Raw genomic sequence first — 20,788 nt, 5'->3', positions numbered from 1 at the left:
CGCAGCTACAGCTGGATCAAGACCGTGCTGCAGGGAGCCGGTGTGATCAAGGCCAGCAAACGCCGGGGCAAACACCGCATCAAGCGCGAGCGCATGCCCCTGGCAGGCATGATGATCCACCAGGATGCCAGCACCCACCGCTGGGTGCCCAACGCCGTATGGGACCTGGTGGTCACCATGGATGATGCAACCAGCGAACACACCAGCATGTTCTTTTGCGATCAGGAGGGGACGGCATCGAGCTTTCACGGCATCGGCCAGACCATTGCGCGTTACGGCTTGTTTGCCAGTCTGTACACCGACCGGGGCAGTCATTACTTCACCACCCCTGAGGCAGGCGGCAAGGTAGACAAGGTCAATCTGACCGAGGTCGGGCGGGCGCTCAAGCAGTTGGGTATCTCTCACGTGGCAGCGTACTCGCCCGAGGCCCGTGGACGCAGTGAACGGGCGTTTCAGACGCACCAGGGGCGACTACCGCAGGAACTCGCCCGTGCCGGGATCACGGACATGAACAGTGCCAATCTGTATTTGGAGCAGGTCTACCGGGCAGCCCACAACCGGGAGTTTGCTGTTGCCAGCACCTTGGAGGGATCGGCCTATGTGCCTTTTATCCATGGCTACTTGCCCGACATCCTGTGTGAGCAACATGATCGCAAGGTCGATAACGACAACTGTGTGCACTTTGAAGGCCTGACTCTGCAGATTCCCGCTGACGAGTATCGCTACCACTATGTGCGCACCTCTGTGCGAGTTCATCGCTATGTGGACGCCACACTGGCGCTGTTTCATGGACCACGCAAGTTGGCGGCGTACGACGCCAAGGGCTTACCCGTCAAGCCCAAGGAGGTGCAGCGGCTTCTCGCTTGAGGCCCTCAGTATGAACCGCGCGATGGCTGCAAAGCCGCTTCGGGCTACGCCCTTCACTGCTTTGCAGCCATCGCATTTAATCAATAGAAAGCGGACAATCTATTTGCTATCAAACCGGACAGTTCTATTTACTGCTGACATGGACAAGGCTCTGACTTGCTGTTTACCGGCAAGCGGTATATGATGATAACTTATGATTCAGTCTTTCAAATGCCCTGACACGCAATTGCTTTTTGAAACAGGCAAGTCCAGGCGTTTTGCCAATATCCGGGATGTCGCTGAGCGCAAGTTGACACAGCTGGCGGCTGCCATGACCTTGGAGTTTCTAAGGTCGCCACCCGGTAACCATCTTGAAAGGCTAACGCATGATCGAGAGGGGCAGTACAGCATCCGCATCAACCAGCAGTGGCGCGTTTGCTTCGTTTGGACTGCAGAGGGGCCTTGTGATGTTGAAATTGTTGATTACCACTGACTTTTTTGTGCCACGGAGGGCAAGATGATTAAAAACGGCATGCGTGCGATTCACCCAGGTGAGTTCCTGCGTGAAGACTATTTGAAGCCATTGGGTATGAGTGCCAATGCGCTATCAAAGGCGTTGCATGTGCCCGCCGGACGGATCAATGACATTGTGCTGGAGCGGCGCGGCGTGACGCCTGACACCGCGTTGCGGCTGGCGCGATATTTTGGTGGCGATGCGCAGTCGTGGCTGAATCTGCAACAAATGTATGACCTCAAACTTGCTGAGCGCGACAAGGCCCAACAGATCGAGGCCGAAATTGAACCTTTGGCGCTGGCTGCCTGAGCGACCTTGATTAATTGGGGTCAGATTCCAATTAATTTTTCAAGAAGGCCCGCGACTGACGTTTCCGATCGATACAAGTATCTCAATCGCCAGCCAAACGCCGCAGCATGTTGTTCGTCGCTGCCGCTGCAGGCGTTTGGTAGGCTGGCTTTAAACGCCCCCGCTGCTGCCTGAATCCGGCAGTCTGGGCGCCTCATGGTCCCGGTCGGGCCGTTTGTAGGGGTCCACATGCGTCATCATGTTGATCACCCGGTGCCGTTGCAGCACCCGGTTGCGGGCGGCCACGGCAATGTCGTGGCCCTGCTCCACGCTCAGGTCGGCGTCCACCTCCAGGTGCGCGTCAACCACAATCATGTCGCCCATTTTGCGGGTGCGCACGTCGTGCACATTGCTGATGCCCGGGGTGTCGATGAGGGTCTGGCGAATGGCCTGCACCTCAACGTCATCAACGGCGCGGTCCATCAGGTCGTGCAGTGCGTCCCAGCCAAAATTCCAGCCCATGCGGGTCACCATGAAGCCCACAATGGCGGCGGCAATCGGGTCAAGAATGGGGTAGCCCATCAGGTTGCCGATGACCCACCACCAGCGACGACGCGGCGTCCGAGCGGGCGTGCCAGGCGTTGGCCACCAGCATGCTGCTCTTGACCTTTTTGGCAACGTTCAGCATGTAGCGAAACAGCAGTTCCTTGCCCACCAGCGCAGCCCCGGCCACCCACAGGGCCGAGATGTGCACGGTGGCGATCGAGCCGGGGTCTTGCAGCTTGCCAGCGGCTGACCACAGCATGCCCAGCCCCACCACCAGCAGCAGCACGCCCAGCACCAAAGAGGCTGCGGTCTCAAAGCGCTGATGGCCGTAGGGGTGGTCTGCGTCGGCATCTTTCTGGCTGTGGTGGTTGGCAAACAGCACCACAAAGTCGGCCACCAGGTCAGACAGGGTGTGGATGCCGTCGGCAATCAGGGCTTGTGATTTGGCCACGATGCCAACCGCAATCTGGGCAATGCTCAGCACCAGGTTCACGGCCACGCTGACCCAGGTGGAGCGCGCCGCAGCGCTTGCGCGCTCGGCGGGCGTGAACGGGCTGTCTTCGTCGTTGTCGGGGAATTCGTTGGAGCGCATGGGGCAATTCAGCAGGTGTGAGGCCTGCAGTTTAGGACACTGAACGGCTGGCCGTGGCTGGCGGCCGCGCTTCATACAATCGCGCCATGAATTTTCTAGACATGTTGCGCAATGCCGAGCGCCAAAACGGCTCCCTGCTGTGTGTCGGGCTGGACCCCGAGCCGGCCAAATTCCCTGCCGCCATGCGGGGTGATGCCAGCAAGATTTTTGATTTTTGTGCCGCCATTGTGGACGCCACAGCCGACCTGGTGAGCGCCTTCAAGCCGCAGATTGCCTACTTTGCGGCAAACCGGGCCGAGGCCCAGTTGGAGCAACTGATGGCGCACATGCGCCGCGCCGCGCCGGCAGTGCCCATCATTCTGGACGCCAAGCGCGGTGACATTGGCAGCACCGCCGAGCAATACGCCAAAGAGGCTTTTGAGCGCTACGGGGCCGACGCGGTCACGCTGTCGCCTTTCATGGGTTTTGACAGCATTGAGCCTTACCTGAAGTACCACGGCAAGGGGGCTTTTTTGCTGTGCCGCACGTCCAACCCGGGTGGCGATGATTTTCAGAACCAGCGCCTGGCCAGCCTGGCGGGCCAGCCCCTGCTGTACGAGCATATTGCGCAACTGGCGCAGGGGCCGTGGAACCTGAACGGCCAGCTGGGGCTGGTGGTGGGCGCCACTTACCCGGCCGAGATCGAGCGGGTGCGCGCGCTGGCGCCCACGCTGCCCTTGTTGATTCCGGGCGTGGGCGCCCAGGGGGGCGATGCCCTGGCCACCGTCAAGGCGGGCTGGCGTGCTGACGCGCCGATCATTGTGAATTCTTCGCGCGCCATTTTGTATGCCTCCAGCGGCGCCGACTTTGCGCAGGTGGCGCGCCAGGAGGCCCTGAAAACGCGTGCCCTGTTGCAGGCGGCGCGTTCAGATTCAGATATTGCTTAAATCCAGGGTCTGGTCTGGTGAGCCGCTGGCGGCGGCCCGGGCTTTCAGAAAACCGCCGGTGCCGTAACGCGTGACCCGGCTGTAAAAGCGGCGTTTGAGCTGCTGCACCATCAGGGTGTAGGCATCAATCAGCGCCGGTGCGATGGTAAAACTGTCGTAGTTTGCCACCACCGCCACACGTTCTTTCAGCGGTTCAAGCAGCGCGGTCACCTGGGCTTTGATGGCGTTGATGTCGTCCATGTTGTCCACCGCCAGCCCCTCGAAGTTGATGAACAGCAGCCGGTGCGCGGTGTCGAGCTCCAGCCGCTCGGCCAGCGGCGTGGCCAGCAGGCGCACGCGCAGGCCCATGGGTTTGTCGGCGAACAGGGCGGCGTCCATCATTTTGAGCTGCGGGCTGATGAGCGGGCAAAAGTCCATCTGCGCCAGCACATCGCGCTCCAGGTCCACGCCGGGCGCCAACTCGATCAGTTCCATCACCGGGGCGTCTGGCGTGCCGGCCAGCTGGAACACACAGCGCTCGGTGACATACAGCACATGCTGGCCGCGCCGGCGCGATTCGCGCGCGCTGAAGGTGCGGTGCGTCACTTGCCGGACAAACTTGTGCTGGGTGCCCTCGCTGTGAATGTGCAGGCGCCCGTTGGCAATGCCCAGTTGCAGGTCGCCCGCGGTGAAGGTGCCGACAAACACCACGGTTTTGGCGTTCTGGCTGATGTTGATAAAACCGCCCGCGCCGGCCAGTTTGGGGCCGAATTTGCTGACGTTCAAGTTGCCCTCGGCGTCGGCCTGGGCCAGCCCGAGCACCGCCACGTCAAGCCCGCCGCCGTCATAAAAGTCGAACTGGCTGGGCTGGTCAATCACCGCCTGCGCGTTGATGGCGGCGCCAAAGCTCAGGCCACCCGCCGGAATGCCGCCAATCACGCCGGGCTCGGCGGTCAGGGTCAGCAAGTCAAACACTTTTTCTTCGGCGGCCACGGTGGCCACCCCCTCGGGCATGCCAATGCCCAGGTTGACGACGCTGTTGGCCTTGAGCGCCAGTGCGGCGCGCCGGGCAATCACCTTGCGCTCGCTCAAGGCCATGGGCTCGATCAAATCCACGGGCACACGAATCTCGCCGGAGTAGGCCGGGTTGTAGGCCTCGCTGAAGGTTTGCATGTGGTGCGCCGGGTTGGTGGCCACCACCACCGCGTCCACCAGCACACCGGGCACCTTGACGCTGCGCGGGTGCAGGGTGTTGCGCTCGGCCAGCCGCTCCACCTGCGCAATCACGATGCCGCCGCTGTTGCGCGCCGCCATGGCAATGGCCAGTGCCTCAAGCGTGAGGGCCTCGCGCTCCATGCTCAGGTTGCCGTCGGGGTCGGCGGTGGTGGCGCGAATGATGCCCACATGGATCGGGAACGCCTTGTAAAAGAGGTAGTCCCTGCCGTCGATGTTCATCCGGCGCACCAGGTCCTCCTGGGTGCAGGCGTTGATCTTGCCGCCGCCATGGATCGGGTCGACAAAGGTGTCGAGCCCGACATGCGTGAGCGTGCCCGGCTTGCCCGCGGCTATGTCGCGAAACAGGTGGGTGATCACGCCCTGGGGCAGGTTGTAGGCCTCAATCTTGTTGTCAACGGCCAATTGCTGCAGCGCGGGCACCAACCCCCAGTGGCCGCCGATGACACGGCGCACCAGACCATCATGGCCAAAGTGGTTCAGGCCCCGGCTCTGGCCGTCGCCCTGGCCGGCGGCATAGACCAGCGTGAGGTTTTGCGGCGCACCCTGGCCGGTTTCCTCAAAGGTTTGCAAAAAGCGGGCTTCCAGCGCCACGGCAATTTCCTCGGCAAAACCAATGCCGACAAAACCGCCGGTGGCCACGGTGTCGCCATCGTGGATCAGGCGCACGGCATCAAACGCGCTGACCACCTTGTTGCGGCGCGCGCCGGTGGCCTGCAGGTCATCGAACTGGGTGTGCATTTTTTTTGTCTCCTGAAATACCGGGTTGCTGCGCGCAACAGTCTATTCCCAATTGAGTTCATTTGGCTGTCATGCCAGACATTCTGGAGGCCGCTCCTACAGGATGCAACCGGACTACAACAGCCGCGCCAGATAGCGCCCGGTGTGGCTGGCCGGGTTGGCCGCCAGTTGCTCGGGTGTGCCCACGCCCACCACGGTGCCGCCGCCGCTGCCGCCTTCGGGACCCATGTCGATCAGCCAGTCAGCCGTCTTGATCACGTCCAGGTTGTGCTCGATCACCACAATGGTGTTGCCGGCGTCGCGCAACTGGTGCAACACCTTCAGCAGCAGGTCGATGTCGGCAAAGTGCAGCCCCGTGGTGGGCTCGTCCAGAATGTAGAGCGTGCGCCCGGTGTCGCGTTTGCTGAGTTCCAGCGCCAGCTTGACGCGCTGGGCCTCGCCGCCCGACAAGGTGGTGGCGGCCTGGCCCAGGCGGATGTAACTCAGGCCGACATCCAGCAGGGTGTGCAGCTTGCGCTCGATGGTCGGCACGGCCTTGAAGAATTCATGCGCCACATCGACCGTGAGGTCCAAAATCTGCGCGATGTTCTTGCCCTTGTAGAGCACTTCCAGTGTTTCGCGGTTGTAGCGCTTGCCCGCGCACACGTCGCAGGGCACGTATACATCGGGCAAAAAATGCATCTCCACCTTCACCATGCCGTCGCCCTCGCAGGCTTCGCAGCGGCCACCGGCCACGTTGAAGCTGAAGCGCCCCGGGCCGTAACCGCGCTCGCGCGCTGTCGGCACCTCGGCCATCAATTCGCGAATGGGTGTGAACAGGCCGGTGTAGGTGGCGGGGTTGCTGCGCGGCGTGCGGCCAATGGGCGACTGGTCGACGTTGATGACCTTGTCGAAATACTCGATGCCCTCAATGGCCGAGTGTTCAGCCGCTTCGTCATGGGCGCGGTAAATGGTGCGCGCCACCGCCTTGTACAGCGTGTCGTTGACCAGCGTCGATTTGCCCGAGCCTGACACGCCGGTGACGCAGGTCAGCAGGCCCACCGGAAAAGCGACATCCACATTCTTGAGGTTGTGGCCGCTGGCGCCCATCACCTTGAGCGCCTGCAACTCGCCCAGCGTGGCGTTGTGCTGCGCCTCGCGCTCGGCCCGTTTGAGCGCTGCCGGGCTGGGCGCGAAGCGGCTGGTCTTGCCTTTGTTGAATGGTTTGGGCGCCTGTGTGGGCAGCCAGGCGGTGCGGTGTTTGGGCACGGCGATGCTGCGCGCGCCGCTCAGGTACTGGCCGGTGAGTGAGCCGGGCGTGGCCTTGACCTGGTCAAAGTTGCCCTGCGCCATCACGCGCCCGCCGTGCAGGCCGGCACCCGGACCCATGTCGATGATGTGGTCGGCGGCGCGCATCATGTCTTCATCGTGCTCCACCACCAGCACGCTGTTGCCAATGTCGCGCAGGTGCTTCAGGGTGTCGATCAGGCGGTCGTTGTCGCGCTGGTGCAGGCCGATGCTGGGTTCATCCAGCACATACATCACGCCAGTAAGGCCGGAGCCAATCTGGCTGGCCAGGCGAATGCGTTGGGATTCGCCCCCGCTCAGGGTTTCGGCGCTGCGGTCCAGGCTCAGGTAGGTCAGGCCCACATCGTTCAAAAACTTCAGGCGCAGGCTGATCTCGCGCACCACTTTGGCGGCAATGTCGCCCTTGGCGCCGTGCATGGTGAGCGTTTTGAAGTAGGCGAAACACTCGGCCAGCGTGTAGTGACTGAGCTCGAAGATCGCGCGTGACTGCGCGCCTTCGCCAATCCGGACGTGGCGCGCCTCGCGCTTGAGGCGGCTGCCCGCGCAGTCGGGGCAGGGCTGGATGCTGCGCAGGCGCGCCAGGTCTTCGCGCACCACCGCCGAGTCGGTCTCGCGGTAGCGCCGCTGCATGTTGGGGATGATGCCCTCGAACGGGTGCCGTTTGCTCACCTTTTTGCCGCTGGATGTGCCCGAGTCCATGACATAGCTGAACTTGATTTCCTCCAGCCCCGAGCCTTGCAGAACCGCCTGTTGCACGGGTTCGGGCAAGGACTCGAACGCCTGCTCAATGTCAAACTTGTAGTGCTCAGCCAGGCTTTCCAGCATGGCAAAGTAGTAGGCATTGCGCCGGTCCCAGCCCTTGATGGCACCGCTGGCCAGACTCAAGCTGGGGAAGGCCACCACCCGTGCCGGGTCAAAAAACTCCTGCAGGCCCAGGCCGTCGCAGCTGGGGCAGGCGCCCACCGGCGAGTTGAATGAGAACAGGCGCGGCTCCAACTCGGCAATCGAGTAGCTGCAGACCGGGCAGGCAAACTTGGCGTTGAACAGGTGCTCTGCCGCGCCGTCCATTTCAAGGGCAATGGCGCGGCCGTTGGCGACCCGCAGAGCGGCCTCAAAACTCTCGGCCAGACGCTGCTTGAGGTTGTCGTAATCTGTGCGATCTGCGCCGGGGTCAAGCTCGGGGTGGCGCACCTTGATGCGGTCAATCACGATGTCGATGTCGTGCTTCTCGGTTTTCTTGAGCGCCGGCAACTGGTCAAAATCAAAAGTTTGGCCGTTGACCCGAAAGCGCACATAACCTTGCGCCTGCATGTCGGCAAACACATCCAGAAACTCGCCCTTTTTCTCACGCGCAATGGGCGCCAGAATCATCAGCCGGGTGTCTGCGGGCAAGGCCAGCACCGCGTCCACCATCTGGCTTACCGTTTGCGACTGCAGGGGCAGGCTGTGCTCAGGGCAGTAGGGCGTGCCGGCGCGGGCAAACAGCAGGCGCAAGTAGTCATGAATCTCGGTGACCGTGCCCACGGTGGAGCGCGGGTTATGGCTGGTGGCTTTTTGCTCGATCGAGATGGCCGGCGACAGGCCCTCAATCACGTCCACGTCGGGCTTGTCCATCAGCTGCAAAAACTGGCGTGCGTAGGTGGAAAGGCTTTCCACATAACGCCGCTGGCCCTCGGCATACAGCGTGTCAAAGGCCAGGCTGGACTTGCCCGAGCCGCTCAAGCCGGTGATCACCACCAGCTGGTTGCGCGGAATGTCGAGGTCGATGTTTTTCAGGTTGTGGGTGCGCGCGCCGCGGATGCTGATCTTTTGCGCCTGCAGCGCTGTGCCCAGATATTTGCCCTCGTTTTGGGGGGGCAGGGTGCCGACATGAGAAGTGTTCAAGGTAAGGGGGCTCAAAAAATACGGCAGGAATGCACCGGACAACCCGCCATGATAGCCAATGGCGGCGTCCGGCCGGCCTTGGGCGGCCAGGGCGCCGTCCCAATCAGCCGGGCGATGCGCTTTGCTACGTGTCCCCCGTCCGCTGCGCGGACTCCGCCTTGACCTCCGCAAAGCGCATCACCCGACTGATTTCATGCGGCTGTGGGTCGGCCAGGCATTTGCCCATAATCAGGGACAATGCACGGCTTCCAGCCCATCGGGTTGAGCTTGTGATTTCGGAGAAGCCCTTGTCAGATGTGAACGCGCCACTGGCGTCTGCCAGCGCCAAAACCGCGACCGCCATGACGGCGCTGGAGCGGCGCGCCAGCTTTTCCCTGGCCTCCATATTTGCCTTGCGCATGCTGGGGCTGTTTTTGATTTTGCCGGTGTTTGCCATCGAGGCGGCACGTTACCCCGGTGGCGACGACGCGGCCATGGTCGGGCTGACCATGGGCATCTATGGCCTGACGCAGGCCATGCTGCAGTTTTTATATGGCCTGGCATCAGACCGGTTGGGCCGCAAACCCGTGATTGTCTTTGGCCTGCTGGTGTTTGCCGTCGGCAGCCTGCTGGCGGCGTGGGCGCCGTCGCTCACCTGGCTGGCCATTGGCCGTGCCGTGCAGGGGGCGGGCGCCGTGTCGGCAGCTGTGACGGCGCTGCTGGCGGATCAAACCCGCGACATCGTGCGCACCAAGTCAATGGCAATGGTGGGGGCCAGCATCGGTTTGATGTTTGCCCTGTCGCTGGTGGCCGCGCCGGTGTTGGCGGGCTGGATCGGGCTGGTGGGTATTTTTGCCCTGACCGGGGCGCTGGCGCTGCTGGGTGTGGCGGCGGTGATCTGGTGGGTGCCCGCAGAGCCCGTGCAACACAAGAACTTGCCGCGCGGGCGCCTGGCCGATGTGCTGCATTCGGCGGCATTGCTGCGGCTGAATTTTGGTGTTTTTGTGCTGCACGCGGTGCAGTTGGCCATGTGGCTGGCCCTGCCGGCCATGCTGGTGCAGGCCGGATTGGCGCGCCAGGACCATTGGCAGGTGTACTTGCCCGCAGTGCTGGGCTCGTTTGTGGTGATGGGCGGCAGCCTGTTCCAACTGGAAAGGCGGGGTTACCTGCGCGCTGTGTTTTTGACCTCAATCGGCTTGATTGTTCTGGTGCTGGCCGGGCTGTGGACGCAGGTGGACGCGATGCCGGGCGTTGCACTGCTGGGAACCCTGTTGTTTGTGTTTTTCTATGGCTTCAATGTGCTGGAGGCCAGCCAGCCCAGTATCGTGACCCGCGTGGCGCCCGCTGAGAGTCGTGGCGCCGCCATTGGCGTCTACAACACCTTGCAGTCGCTGGGCTTTTTTGCCGGCGGCATGGGTGGCGGCTGGCTCATGAAGCATGGTGGCGCCAACAGCCTGTTTGCGGTGTGTGCGGGGTTGATGCTGGCGTGGCTGCTGGTGGCATGGCCGATGCAGACACAGGCCGGGCGTGGTCATTGAAAACCGGCAAAAGGCGGCTAAACTGAAACATCGCGGTTCGTCCGCCCGGTGCAGGTCTGGTGCGCCGCAACATTCAAAGGAGCAAGCATGGCATCTGTCAATAAAGTGATTCTTGTGGGCAACCTCGGACGTGATCCGGAAGTGCGGTCTTTCCCCAATGGCGACCGCGTGGCCAACGTCACCATTGCCACCACCGACAAATGGAAAGACAAGCAAAGCAATGAGATGCGAGAAGCCACCGAATGGCATCGCATCGTTTTCAATGGTCGGCTGGCGGAAATTGTGGAGCAATACCTGCGCAAGGGCGCGCAAATTTACGTTGAGGGCAGCTTGCGCACTCGCAAGTGGACCGACAAGGACGGCGTAGAAAAATACACTACCGAAATCCGCGCCGACCAAATGCAAATGCTTGGCAGTCGCCAGGGTATGGGCGAGCCCAGCCATGGCGACGATGACGGCGGCTACGGACGCCCGGCAGCCGCGCCGGCACGACCGGCGGCGGCGCCAGCGCGCGCGGCCGCATCCGCAGCCCCTGCGGCGCGGCCGCCCAGCGGTTTTGATGACATGGACGACGACATTCCGTTTTAGACCCGACAACCCGATCCCGAAAATCCCCGGAAGGTCTTTGATTTTCCGGGGATTTTTTATGGTTTATTGCGTTTTCTCAAGTACTGGTGGGGGTATTCAAATATACTAACCGGAGTATCTTGAAGGAAGCTTTATGCGACAGTCTTTTTTATTGGGTGCATTGGTTGCTCTCATGGCCCTGGCAGTGCCGCCCTTGAACGCCCAGACGCCGCCGCAGGTGCCTGTGGCGGCGGTGAAGCTTGCCGCCGTGGGCAGCGGGTTTGAGATGGATGGCGTGGTGCAGCCGGTCAAGCAAAGCACGGTGTCGGCGCAGGCCTCGGGCCGCATTGTCACGCTCGCCGTCAAGGCGGGTGACCCGGTGCGTGCCGGGCAGTTGCTGGCCACCATCGACGACAGTGAAACCCAGACCGGCGTGCAGCGCAGCCGGGCGCAGGCCGCCCAGGCGCAGGCCGAACTGCGCAACGCGCAGGCCAACTTTGACCGCACTCGCGAGCTGCTGGCCCAGGGCTTTGTCAGCAAGGCGGCCATGGACACGGCCGATGCCCAGCTCAAATCAGCGCAAGCGGGCCGCGACCAGGCCAGCGCGGGTGAAAAGCTGTCGGGTTTGTCGCAGGGTTTTACCCGGGTGACGGCGCCGTTTGATGCCTTTGTGCTGCAAACGCTCTCTGAGGCGGGTGACCTGGCTGTTCCGGGCACGCCGTTGTTGACGCTGTATGCGCCCCTGCCCTTGCGGGCCGTCGTGCAGGTGCCGGTTTCCCGCTCGGCACTGGTGCAGGGCAGCGCCCTGGTGGAGGTGCAGGTGCGCGCGGCAGACGGGTCGCCGCAATGGATCCGGCCCAGCCAGAGCAGCCATTTGCCAACGGCAGATGCGGTGTCGCAGACCATTGAGTGGCGACTCGAATTGCCTGCCAGCGCCGCCAGCGGCTTGCTGCCGGGGCAGCAGGTGCGGGTGCGCTTTGCCGCCGGCCAGTCGCAGCGTTTGCTGATTCCTGCGGCGGCGGTGCTGCGCCGCGGCGAACTGACCGCCGTGTATGTGGTGTCGGGCCAGGGTTTTGCACTCAAGGCGATTCGCCTGGGTGCCGAGCACGGCGCGCAAGGCATTGAAGTGCTGGCCGGCCTGAGCGAAGCCGACCGGGTGGCGCTGGAGCCGGTGCGCGGCGGCCTGGCAGGAGCCCAGCCCGCCGCCAGCGCGGCAAAGTGAGATGAGCATGTCGAACAATTCCCCATTGGGTATTTCAGGGCGCATGGCGCGGGCTTTCAAGCTCAACGCCATCACGCCCTTGCTGGCCTTGGTGGCGCTGCTGCTGGGCCTGTTTGCCGTGCTGGTGACGCCACGTGAAGAAGAGCCGCAAATCAACGTCACCATGGCCAACGTGCTGATTCCTTTCCCAGGGGCCAGCAGCGCGGATGTGCACAACATGGTGGCGCGTCCGGCCGAGCAGGTGCTCAGCCAGATTGCCGGTATTGAACACACCTATTCGGTGGCGCGCCCCGGCCTGGCGGTGATCACGGTGCAGTTCAAGGTGGGCGTGCCACGCACCGAGGCGCTGGTGCGCCTGTATGACGTGCTCAACGCCAACCAGGACTGGCTGCCGCGCGAACTCGGCACACTCACGCCCATCGTCAAGCCCAAGGGCATTGACGATGTGCCGGTGCTGGCGGTGACTTTGTGGAGCAAGGACGCCCTGCCGGCCGTCGACCTGGAGCGGGTGGCGAACACGCTCGAGGCAGAATTGAAGCGTGTGCCGGGCACCCGCGAAGTGCAGTCCATCGGCGGGCCGGACCGGGCCGTGAATGTGTGGCTGGATCCGGTGCGGCTGCGCGAGCGCGGGGTCGATGTGCTGTCGCTCAAGGCCACGCTGGCAGCTGCCAACGTCAGCATGCCCTCGGGTGCCGTGCTCGATTCGCAGGTGCCCGGCGGGCAGATGCTGAGCGTGGAAACGGGCGAATTTTTGCGCTCGGCGCAAGATGTCGGCGACCTGGTGGTGGGCGTCAGCAAAGGCCTGCCGGTGTTCCTGCGGGAAGTGGCGCGCATTGAGACCGGCGCGCAATTGCCGCAGCGCTATGTCTGGTACACGCCAGGGGCGGCTGCGCCCTTGCACGGGCCGGTGGCTGACGAGGGCGTGGCTGCCGGTGGTGTCTATCCGGCGCTGACCCTGACGGTGACCAAAAAGCCGGGCACCAATGCCGTGGATGTGTCGCGCGCGGTGCGCGCGCGGGTGCAGGAACTCGGCAACACCGTGATCCCCGGCAACATCCAAACCACCATCACCCGGGACTACGGTGAAACAGCGGCGGACAAAGCCAACAAGCTGATCCAGAAACTGGCATTTGCCACCGGCTCGGTGATTCTGCTGGTGGGTTTTGCGCTGGGCCGGCGCGAGGCCGTGATTGTGGGCGTCGCCGTGATCCTGACGCTGATGGCCACCCTGTTTGCCTCCTGGGCCTGGGGCTTCACGCTGAACCGGGTGTCGTTGTTTGCGCTCATTTTTTCCATCGGCATTCTGGTCGATGATGCGATTGTGGTGGTGGAAAACATCCATCGCCACCAAAATCTGTATCCCGAGCGCAGCCTGCGCGAGATCATTCCGACCGCCGTGGATGAAGTGGGTGGCCCCACCATTCTGGCCACGCTGACGGTGATCGCGGCCTTGCTGCCCATGGCATTTGTGAGCGGTTTGATGGGCCCCTACATGAGCCCGATCCCGATCAACGCCAGCCTGGGCATGGCGATTTCGCTGGTCATTGCGTTCACCGTGACGCCCTGGCTGGCGCTCAAGGTCATGCCCCAGCACAAGCACGGCGATGCCACGGCGGCGCCCTCCGGGCTGGGCCCCAAACTGCAGCGACTGTTTACCTTTGCGCTGACGCCATTTTTGAACAGTGCCAAAAAGCGCTGGCTGCTGTTTTTGGGCATTTTGGTGGCCTTGCTGCTGTCGGTCGGCCTGACGCTGGTGCAGTGGGTGGTGCTCAAGATGCTGCCCTTTGACAACAAGAGCGAGTTCCAGGTGGTGGTCGAAATGCCGGCCGGCACGCCGCTTGAAAACACCGCCGCCGCCCTGCATGAGCTGGGCGCGTATCTGGCGCAGCAACCCGAGGTGCTGAACCTGCAGGCCTATGCCGGCACGGCTTCGCCGATCACTTTCAATGGTCTGGTGCGCCAGTATTACCTGCGCGCCGATGCCGAGCAGGGCGACTTGCAGGTCAACCTGGTCGACAAGCAGCACCGCAGCGACAAGAGCCACGCCATTGCCCAGCGCTTGCGACCGGCGCTGGAGAAAATTGGCGCGCACCACCATGCCCTTGTCAAGGTGGTCGAAGTGCCGCCAGGTCCCCCGGTGATGTCGCCGCTGGTGGCCGAGGTTTATGGCCCGGATGAGGCCGGGCGCCAGGCGCTGGCGCGCCGGGTGGCGCAAGCCTTTATTGCCACACCCGACATTGTGGGCGTGGACACCTCGCTCAAGGATGACGCGCCACGCGCCTACCTGCGGGTGCGCCGTCAGCGTGCCGAGTCCCTGGGGATTCCGGTGGCAATGGTGGCGCAGACGGCGGCCATTGCGCTCAGCGGGGTGGATGCCGCCTTTTTGCATGACGGCCACACCAAGTACCCGGTGCCGGTACGGCTGCAGTTGCCGCTGGGCGACCAGGTGGGGCTGGATGCCATTCTGGCCATGCCTTTGCGCGCTGCCAATGGCCAGATGGTTCCCTTGTCAGAGTTGGTGCAGGTGGAAACAGGTGTTATCGACAAGCCTTTCTTTACCAAGAATCTGCAGGGGGTCAGCTACGTCTTTGGTGACATGGCGGGCAAGCTCGACTCGCCGTTGTATGGTTTGTTTGCCATCCGTGACAAGTTGCAGGCGGCGGCGTTGCCAGGCACGGGCGAACTGGGCGAGTATTGGATCTCGCAGCCCAGCGACCCGTTTCGCCAGTATTCAATCAAGTGGGACGGTGAGTGGCAGATCACCTATGACACTTTCCGGGACATGGGCGCGGCCTACGGTGTGGGCCTGATCCTGATCTACCTGCTGGTGGTGGCGCAGTTCAGGAGCTATCTGACCCCGCTGGTGATCATGGCGCCGATTCCGCTCACCATCATTGGCGTCATGCCGGGCCATGCCCTGCTGGGCGCGCAGTTCACCGCCACCTCGATGATCGGCATGATCGCGCTGGCGGGCATCATCGTGCGCAATTCCATCTTGCTGGTGGACTTTATCGAGCTGCAGGTGGCGCAGGGCGTGGCGTTCAAGGAGGCGGTGGTGCAGTCGGCCGCGGTGCGCGCGCAACCCATCGCCCTGACCGGGCTGGCGGCCATGATCGGTGCCTTCTTCATTCTGGATGACCCGATTTTCAACGGGCTCGCGATCTCCCTGATTTTTGGCATTCTGGTGTCCACCCTGCTCACGCTGGTGGTGATTCCGGTGTTGTATTACGCGCTGTACCGGCGCCGTATGGAGGCGCGCACAGATGCGCCGGTTGTGCTTGGCAAGACTCATTAACGTTAACTATTCAGGAGACAGGACATGGCTCACATCGTCATCATGGGTGCAGGGATCGGCGGCATGCCAGCCGCCTACGAACTGCGGGAAATGCTGCCCCCGGAGCATCGCATCACGGTGGTCAACAGCACCGACTACTTTCAGTTTGTGCCCAGCAACCCGTGGGTTGCGGTGGGCTGGCGCGAGCGAGAGGCCGTCACCCTGCCGATTGCGCCCTATCTGGCGCGCAAAAAGATCGGCTTCATTGGCAAGGCGGTTACCCACATCGACGCCGATGCCAGCAAACTGACCTTGCTGGACGGTGAGACACTGGATTACGACTATCTGCTGATCGCCACCGGCCCCAAGCTGGCCTTTGACGAGGTGGCGGGTGCTGGCCCGGCAAAGTCGGGTGGCGGCGGTTTTACCCATTCCATTTGCCATGTGGATCACGCGCAGGCCTTCTTTGCCGACTACGAAGAATTTTTAAAGAACCCTGGCCCGATCGTGGTCGGTGCCATGCCGGGTGCGAGCTGCTTTGGCCCGGCGTACGAGTTCACAATGATTCTTGACACCGACTTGCGTCGCCGCAAACTGCGCAACAAGGTGCCCATCACCTACGTCACCAGCGAGCCCTATATCGGCCATCTCGGGCTGGGGGGCGTGGGTGACAGCAAGTCGATGCTGGAGTCCGAGTTTCGCAACCGTGACGTCAAGTGGATCACCAACGCCAAAACCACCAAGGTCGAGGCGGGTAAATTGTTCACCACGCAACTCGATGACCAGGGCAACGCGCTCAAGGACCACGAAGTGCCGTTCAAGCTGTCGATGATGCTGCCGGCCTTCAAGGGGGTGGATGCCGTGGCGGCGGTACCCAATTTGTGCAACCCGCGCGGCATGGTTCTGATTGACGAGTTCCAGCGCAGCAAGGCCTACCGCAACATTTATTCGGCCGGGGTATGCGTGGCCATTCCGCCGGTGGAAGTCACGCCGGTACCGACCGGTTGCCCCAAAACTGGCTACATGATTGAAAGCATGATGACCGCCATCTGCCACAACATCGCCGACGACCTGGCGGGCAAGCCGGCCACGGCCAAGGGCACCTGGAACGCTGTGTGCCTGGCCGACATGGGCGACACCGGCGCGGCCTTTGTGGCCCTGCCGCAAATTCCCCCGCGCAATGTGAACTGGTTCAAGAAAGGCAAGTGGGTGCACCTGGCCAAAATTGCCTACGAAAAGTATTTCATGCGCAAGCTGAAAAAAGGCACCTCCGAGCCCATCTATGAAAAATACATCATGGGTTTGCTCGGCATCAATCGTCTCAACAAGTAATCAAAGGAGTTTTTACCATGACCGTTCAACGTTACATCTTGGTCTTTGCCGGCCTGTTCATCATGATTTCCCTGGCTTTGGGGGTCGAAGGCAGCCCGCTGTTTGTGAGCAAGTGGGCGCTGGCCTTTACCGCTTTTGTGGGCGCCAATCTGTTTCAATCCGGCTTCACCAATTTTTGTCCGCTGGGCATCATCCTGAAAAAGCTGGGTGTGCCTGAGTCAAAAGTTGGCTGCGCCAACTAAGTGCCAACACTTGACCCTGGGAGCCGCGCATGACCGTCTTGACCAACGAAGCCGCCCGCACCGAGGTGCTGAACCGCTTGCGGCGCGCCGAGGGCCAGATCCGAGGCGTGCAGCGCATGATCGAAGAGGGCGAAAGCTGCCTGAAGATCGGCCAGCAGTTCTCGGCCGTGCGCAAGGCGCTCGACAGCACCTACCTTCGCATGACGATGTGCTTCATGGCGCAAGAACTGGCCACTTGCGTCGAGCCTGACGCGGCGCAAAAGGAAAATATGGACACCATGCTCAAAGACATGGAAAGCCTGCTTTCGCGCCTGGGTTAGCCTGAGATCACGCCGCCGCCCAGGCAGACTTCGCCGTCATACAGCACGGCAGACTGGCCGGGCGTGACGGCCCATTGCGGCTCAGAAAATTGCAGACTGAAGGCGTCAGCCGCATGAACGCTCAGGCGGCAGGGCGCATCCAACTGGCGGTAACGGGTTTTGGCGGCCAGCGCTGTGGCAACAGGCGGCTGGCCCGCGACCCAACTGGCATCCTGCGCCGTGAGTTCGTTTGACAGCAGCCACGGGTGCTCATGGCCCTGCACCACCCAAAGCGTGTTGCTTGCCATGTCCTTGCGCGCCACAAACCAGGGTGCGTGGTCACCGCCACCGCGCTGCGCCCCTTTGGCTTTGAGGCCGCCAATGCCCAGGCCCTGCCGCTGCCCCAGCGTGTAAAAACTCAATCCCACATGCTCGCCAATGACGTGACCCTTGTCGCTCCTGATCGGGCCGGGCTCCTTGGCAATAAAGCGGTTCAGGAATTCACGAAACGGCCGCTCGCCAATGAAGCAGATGCCGGTGGAGTCTTTCTTTTTGGCGTTGGGCAGGCCAATTTCCAGCGCGATGCGGCGCACCTCGGTTTTCAGCAATTCGCCCACAGGAAACCAGGTGTTGGCCAATTGCTTCTGGTTGAGCCGGTGCAAAAAGTAGCTTTGATCCTTGGCCGGGTCCAGCCCCTTGAGCAGTTCATGGCAGCCGGTGCCCGCATTGACGCGCACACGCGCGTAATGGCCGGTGGCAATTTTTCCGGCCCCGAGGCGCATGGCGTGGTCGAGAAAGGCCTTGAACTTGATCTCGGCGTTGCACAAAATGTCGGGGTTGGGCGTGCGCCCGGCGCTGTACTCGCGCAAAAACTCGGCAAACACCCGGTCCTTGTACTCGGCGGCAAAGTTGACGTGCTCGATCTCGATGCCGATCACATCAGCCACGGCGGCGGCATCGACAAAATCGATGTTGGAGGAACAGAACTCGCTGTCGTCATCGCCCTCCCAGTTCTTCATGAAGATGCCGATCACCTCATGGCCCTGCTGCTTGAGCAGCCAGGCGGTCACGGCAGAGTCCACGCCGCCGCTCAATCCCACCACCACGCGCTGCCGCTTTGTTGTGCCGCTCATGCTCTGCCATCGCCGGCGACGGGCTGCAGGTCGATCACGCCGGCGTCGGTATGAATCAGCGACAGCGGATAACGCTGGCCCCGCAAATAGTCCTCCATGCACTGGATGACGAGCGGACTGCGGTGGCGCGCAGAACTGGCGCGAATCTCGTCCGGGCTCAGCCACAGGGTGCGCACAATGCCCGTGTCCAGGCTGCGCCCCGCCTGCATGGCTCCCAGCGTGCCGCAAAACGCAAAACGCAGGTAGGTGATGTCCTCATGGTCCTGGTCGGCGGTGGCCGGGCGTTGAAAGCGTGACATGTAGACGCCGAGCAAATGCGTGGGTGTAAAAAGATGCATGGTTTCTTCAAGCGCCTCGCGCGCACAGCCGTCCTCCAGGCGCTCGCCCTCGTCGAGGTGGCCGGCTGGGTTATTCAGGCGCAAGCCCTCCGGGGTGTGCTCTTCAACCAGCAGAAATTTGCCGTTTTGTTCAATGATTGCGGCCACTGTGGCGCTGGGTTTCCATCGGATGCTCATGCTTTGATTATCGGCAAAATGCAGATTTGCCCGTCGCCTGCGCGCGACTCAAAAGTTTGAGATGCATCAAAGTGTAGGTTTGTTGCATTCAAATAAATGGAAAAAACTGATGTAAGCTCGCGCGGTTAGCTTGAACCTGACCATAATCAAACGAGGAGACGCTTCATGCAAGCTGGTGCCACCACTCAAGGCTTATCGGACAAACCTGCCGATCCATCCCCCACGCCATCAATAAAAACTGCGCAGCGAATCGGCGTCCCGCGAGAAATTTTTCCCGAAGAAAAGCGCGTCGCAACGGTACCGGAGGTGGTTGAAAAACTCATCAAGCTGGGTTTCTCCGTCGCCGTCGAATCCGGTGCGGGTGATGCGGCAAATTGCTCCGACGACACCTACCGCGCCGCAGGCGCCACCGTGGTCGACTCGGCCGCCGCCTTGTGGTCAGGCTCCGACATCGTGTTCAAGGTGCGACCCCCCACCGCCGATGAAGTCGCGCTGATGCGCGCAGGGCAAATCCTGATCGGCTTCGTCTGGCCCGCGCAAAACCCCGACCTGATGCAGCAGCTCGCCGCCAAAGAAGTGACCGTGCTGGCCATCGACGCGCTGCCGCGCATGCTCAGCCGGGCCCAGAAGATGGACGCCCTGACCTCGCAGGCGGGTGTTGCCGGCTACCGTGCCGTGATTGAGGCCGCCAATGCCTTTGGCCGCTTCTTCAACGGCCAGATCACGGCCGCGGGCAAGGTGCCGCCGGCCAAGGTGTTCATTGCCGGTGCCGGGGTTGCCGGTCTGGCGGCCATTGGCACGGCGGCCGGGCTGGGCGCCATTGTGCGCGCCAACGACACCCGTGCCGAAGTGGCTGACCAGGTGGTGTCCCTCGGTGGCGAATTCGTCAAGGTTGATTTTGAAGAGGAAGGCTCCGGCGGCGGCGGCTACGCCAAGGTCATGAGCGAGGGCTTTCAGCAGGCCCAGCGCGAGATGTACGCCAAGCAGGCCCGTGAGGTCGACATCATCATCACCACCGCGCTCATTCCCGGCAAGCCCGCGCCCAAGCTGATCACCGCCGAGATGGTCAGGAGCATGAAGCCGGGCAGTGTCATCGTCGACATGGCCGCCGAGCAGGGCGGCAACTGCGAGCTGACCGAGCCCGGCCAGGCGGTGGTCAAGCACGGCGTGACCATCGTCGGCTACACCGACCTGGTCAGCCGGCTGGCCAAGCAGTCGTCGACGCTGTACGCCAGCAACCTGTTTCGGCTGGCCGAGGAGTTGTGCAAGACCAAGGATGGCGTTGTCAACGTCAACATGGAAGACGACGCCATTCGCGGCCTGACCGTCATCAAGGAAGGCGAAGTCACCTGGCCCGCCCCGGCACCCAAGCTGCCACCCGCGCCAGCCGCCAAGCCGGCCGCCGCCGCGCCCGCCGCCAAAAAGGCGCATGGCCATGGTGGTGGTGACGCCGAGCCGATGGCCGGCAGCAAGCTGGCCATCATGTTCGGCGTGGCTGCCGCGTTGTTCTGGCTGATTGGCTCAAGCGCGCCACCGGCATTTCTGTCGCACTTCACGGTGTTCGTGCTGGCCTGCTTTGTCGGCTACATGGTGGTCTGGAACGTCAAGCCGGCATTACACACACCGCTCATGAGCGTGACCAACGCGATCAGCAGCATCATTGCCATCGGCGCCCTGGTGCAGGTCTCGCCCTGGGCCAACGCCGCTGATCGACCCAACGACCTGATCAGCTGGGTGGCTGCCGCGGCGATCGTCCTCACCGCCATCAACATGTTCGGCGGCTTTGCCGTCACCCAGCGCATGCTGGCCATGTTCCGAAAGTAACGACTTCGGGGACAGATCTTCAGCTCT

Annotated in this window: 16 protein-coding genes and 1 pseudogene; 12 read left to right on the top strand and 5 right to left on the bottom strand. The window is 62.5% G+C overall.

All coding sequences use genetic code 11. The features are described 5' to 3' along the window. The 3 genes from GPS82_RS03675 to GPS82_RS03665 all read left to right on the top strand — a co-directional run. Window positions 1-867: ISNCY family transposase (locus GPS82_RS03675; protein WP_296491075.1), on the top strand; the 867-nt coding region annotated here is incomplete at its 5' end. 193 nt (window positions 868-1,060) lie between these two features. After that, window positions 1,061-1,339 carry a type II toxin-antitoxin system RelE/ParE family toxin gene (locus GPS82_RS03670; RefSeq protein WP_296491073.1) on the top strand — a complete coding sequence of 93 codons (279 nt, stop codon included), beginning with the start codon at window positions 1,061-1,063 and terminating at the stop codon, window positions 1,337-1,339. A 24-nt stretch (window positions 1,340-1,363) separates the two neighbouring features. Beyond that, the gene (locus tag GPS82_RS03665) at window positions 1,364-1,669 is read left to right on the top strand and encodes a HigA family addiction module antitoxin (RefSeq protein ID WP_296491070.1); all 306 of its coding nucleotides are present in this window, start codon (window positions 1,364-1,366) and stop codon (window positions 1,667-1,669) included. A gap of 150 nt (window positions 1,670-1,819) precedes the next feature. On the opposite strand, the pseudogene GPS82_RS03660 reads toward GPS82_RS03665, so the two are convergent. Further along, a pseudogene (locus GPS82_RS03660) lies at window positions 1,820-2,786 on the bottom strand (cation diffusion facilitator family transporter). An 86-nt stretch (window positions 2,787-2,872) separates the two neighbouring features. On the opposite strand from GPS82_RS03660, the gene pyrF reads away from it, so the two are divergent. Continuing rightward, window positions 2,873-3,712: an orotidine-5'-phosphate decarboxylase gene (pyrF, locus tag GPS82_RS03655; RefSeq protein WP_296491068.1), complete on the top strand. Its 840-nt coding sequence runs from the start codon at window positions 2,873-2,875 to the stop codon at window positions 3,710-3,712. Here the strand turns inward: pyrF and GPS82_RS03650 are convergent. After that, window positions 3,698-5,665, bottom strand: coding sequence for an acyl CoA:acetate/3-ketoacid CoA transferase (locus GPS82_RS03650; RefSeq protein ID WP_296491066.1), 1,968 nt, complete (start codon window positions 5,663-5,665; stop codon window positions 3,698-3,700). The two genes, pyrF and GPS82_RS03650, sit on opposite strands and share 15 nt — an antisense overlap. 114 nt (window positions 5,666-5,779) lie before the next feature. Continuing rightward, window positions 5,780-8,812 carry an excinuclease ABC subunit UvrA gene (gene uvrA / locus GPS82_RS03645; protein WP_296491080.1) on the bottom strand — a complete coding sequence of 1,011 codons (3,033 nt, stop codon included), beginning with the start codon at window positions 8,810-8,812 and terminating at the stop codon, window positions 5,780-5,782. A gap of 365 nt (window positions 8,813-9,177) precedes the next feature. Here uvrA and GPS82_RS03640 point away from each other — a divergent pair, with 365 nt between their 5' ends. From GPS82_RS03640 to GPS82_RS03610, 7 genes are all read left to right on the top strand, one after another. Continuing rightward, window positions 9,178-10,353, top strand: coding sequence for an MFS transporter (locus tag GPS82_RS03640; protein ID WP_296491078.1), 1,176 nt, complete (start codon window positions 9,178-9,180; stop codon window positions 10,351-10,353). 87 nt (window positions 10,354-10,440) lie between these two features. Beyond that, window positions 10,441-10,941 (top strand): single-stranded DNA-binding protein, encoded by a 501-nt coding sequence (gene ssb, locus GPS82_RS03635; RefSeq protein ID WP_296491063.1) that lies wholly within the window; start codon window positions 10,441-10,443, stop codon window positions 10,939-10,941. A gap of 133 nt (window positions 10,942-11,074) precedes the next feature. Beyond that, on the top strand, window positions 11,075-12,142 hold the full coding sequence (locus GPS82_RS03630; protein WP_296491062.1) for an efflux RND transporter periplasmic adaptor subunit: 1,068 nt from the start codon (window positions 11,075-11,077) through the stop codon (window positions 12,140-12,142). Between the two features lies 1 nt (window position 12,143). Continuing rightward, window positions 12,144-15,437, top strand: coding sequence for an efflux RND transporter permease subunit (locus tag GPS82_RS03625; RefSeq protein WP_296491057.1), 3,294 nt, complete (start codon window positions 12,144-12,146; stop codon window positions 15,435-15,437). A 24-nt stretch (window positions 15,438-15,461) separates the two neighbouring features. Then, window positions 15,462-16,748: an FAD/NAD(P)-binding oxidoreductase gene (locus tag GPS82_RS03620; protein ID WP_296491055.1), complete on the top strand. Its 1,287-nt coding sequence runs from the start codon at window positions 15,462-15,464 to the stop codon at window positions 16,746-16,748. Between the two features lie 17 nt (window positions 16,749-16,765). Continuing rightward, window positions 16,766-16,990, top strand: a complete 225-nt coding sequence (locus GPS82_RS03615; RefSeq protein ID WP_296159704.1) for a DUF2892 domain-containing protein — start codon at window positions 16,766-16,768, stop codon at window positions 16,988-16,990. 29 nt (window positions 16,991-17,019) lie between these two features. Then, complete coding sequence (locus GPS82_RS03610) at window positions 17,020-17,310, top strand: metal-sensing transcriptional repressor (protein ID WP_296491052.1); 291 nt, start codon at window positions 17,020-17,022, stop codon at window positions 17,308-17,310. Here GPS82_RS03610 and mnmA read toward each other — a convergent pair. Together mnmA and GPS82_RS03600 are read right to left on the bottom strand one after the other, a co-directional pair. Further along, window positions 17,307-18,422 carry a tRNA 2-thiouridine(34) synthase MnmA gene (mnmA, locus tag GPS82_RS03605; RefSeq protein ID WP_296491049.1) on the bottom strand — a complete coding sequence of 372 codons (1,116 nt, stop codon included), beginning with the start codon at window positions 18,420-18,422 and terminating at the stop codon, window positions 17,307-17,309. The two genes, GPS82_RS03610 and mnmA, sit on opposite strands and share 4 nt — an antisense overlap. After that, entirely contained in the window at window positions 18,419-18,937 is a 519-nt protein-coding gene (locus GPS82_RS03600; protein WP_296491047.1) for an NUDIX hydrolase, read from the bottom strand. The genes mnmA and GPS82_RS03600 overlap by 4 nt, the downstream gene beginning before the upstream one ends. 165 nt (window positions 18,938-19,102) lie before the next feature. Between GPS82_RS03600 and GPS82_RS03595 the strand changes: the two genes are divergently transcribed. Beyond that, a complete protein-coding gene (locus GPS82_RS03595; protein WP_296491045.1) occupies window positions 19,103-20,761 on the top strand; it encodes a Re/Si-specific NAD(P)(+) transhydrogenase subunit alpha in 1,659 nt (552 codons plus the stop codon). Window positions 20,762-20,788: the final 27 nt, after the last annotated feature.

The sequence above is a fragment of the Rhodoferax sp. genome, from assembly GCF_011391645.1.
Lineage (GTDB): Bacteria > Pseudomonadota > Gammaproteobacteria > Burkholderiales > Burkholderiaceae_C > Rhodoferax.
This window is presented reverse-complemented; position numbering and strand designations above follow the sequence as displayed.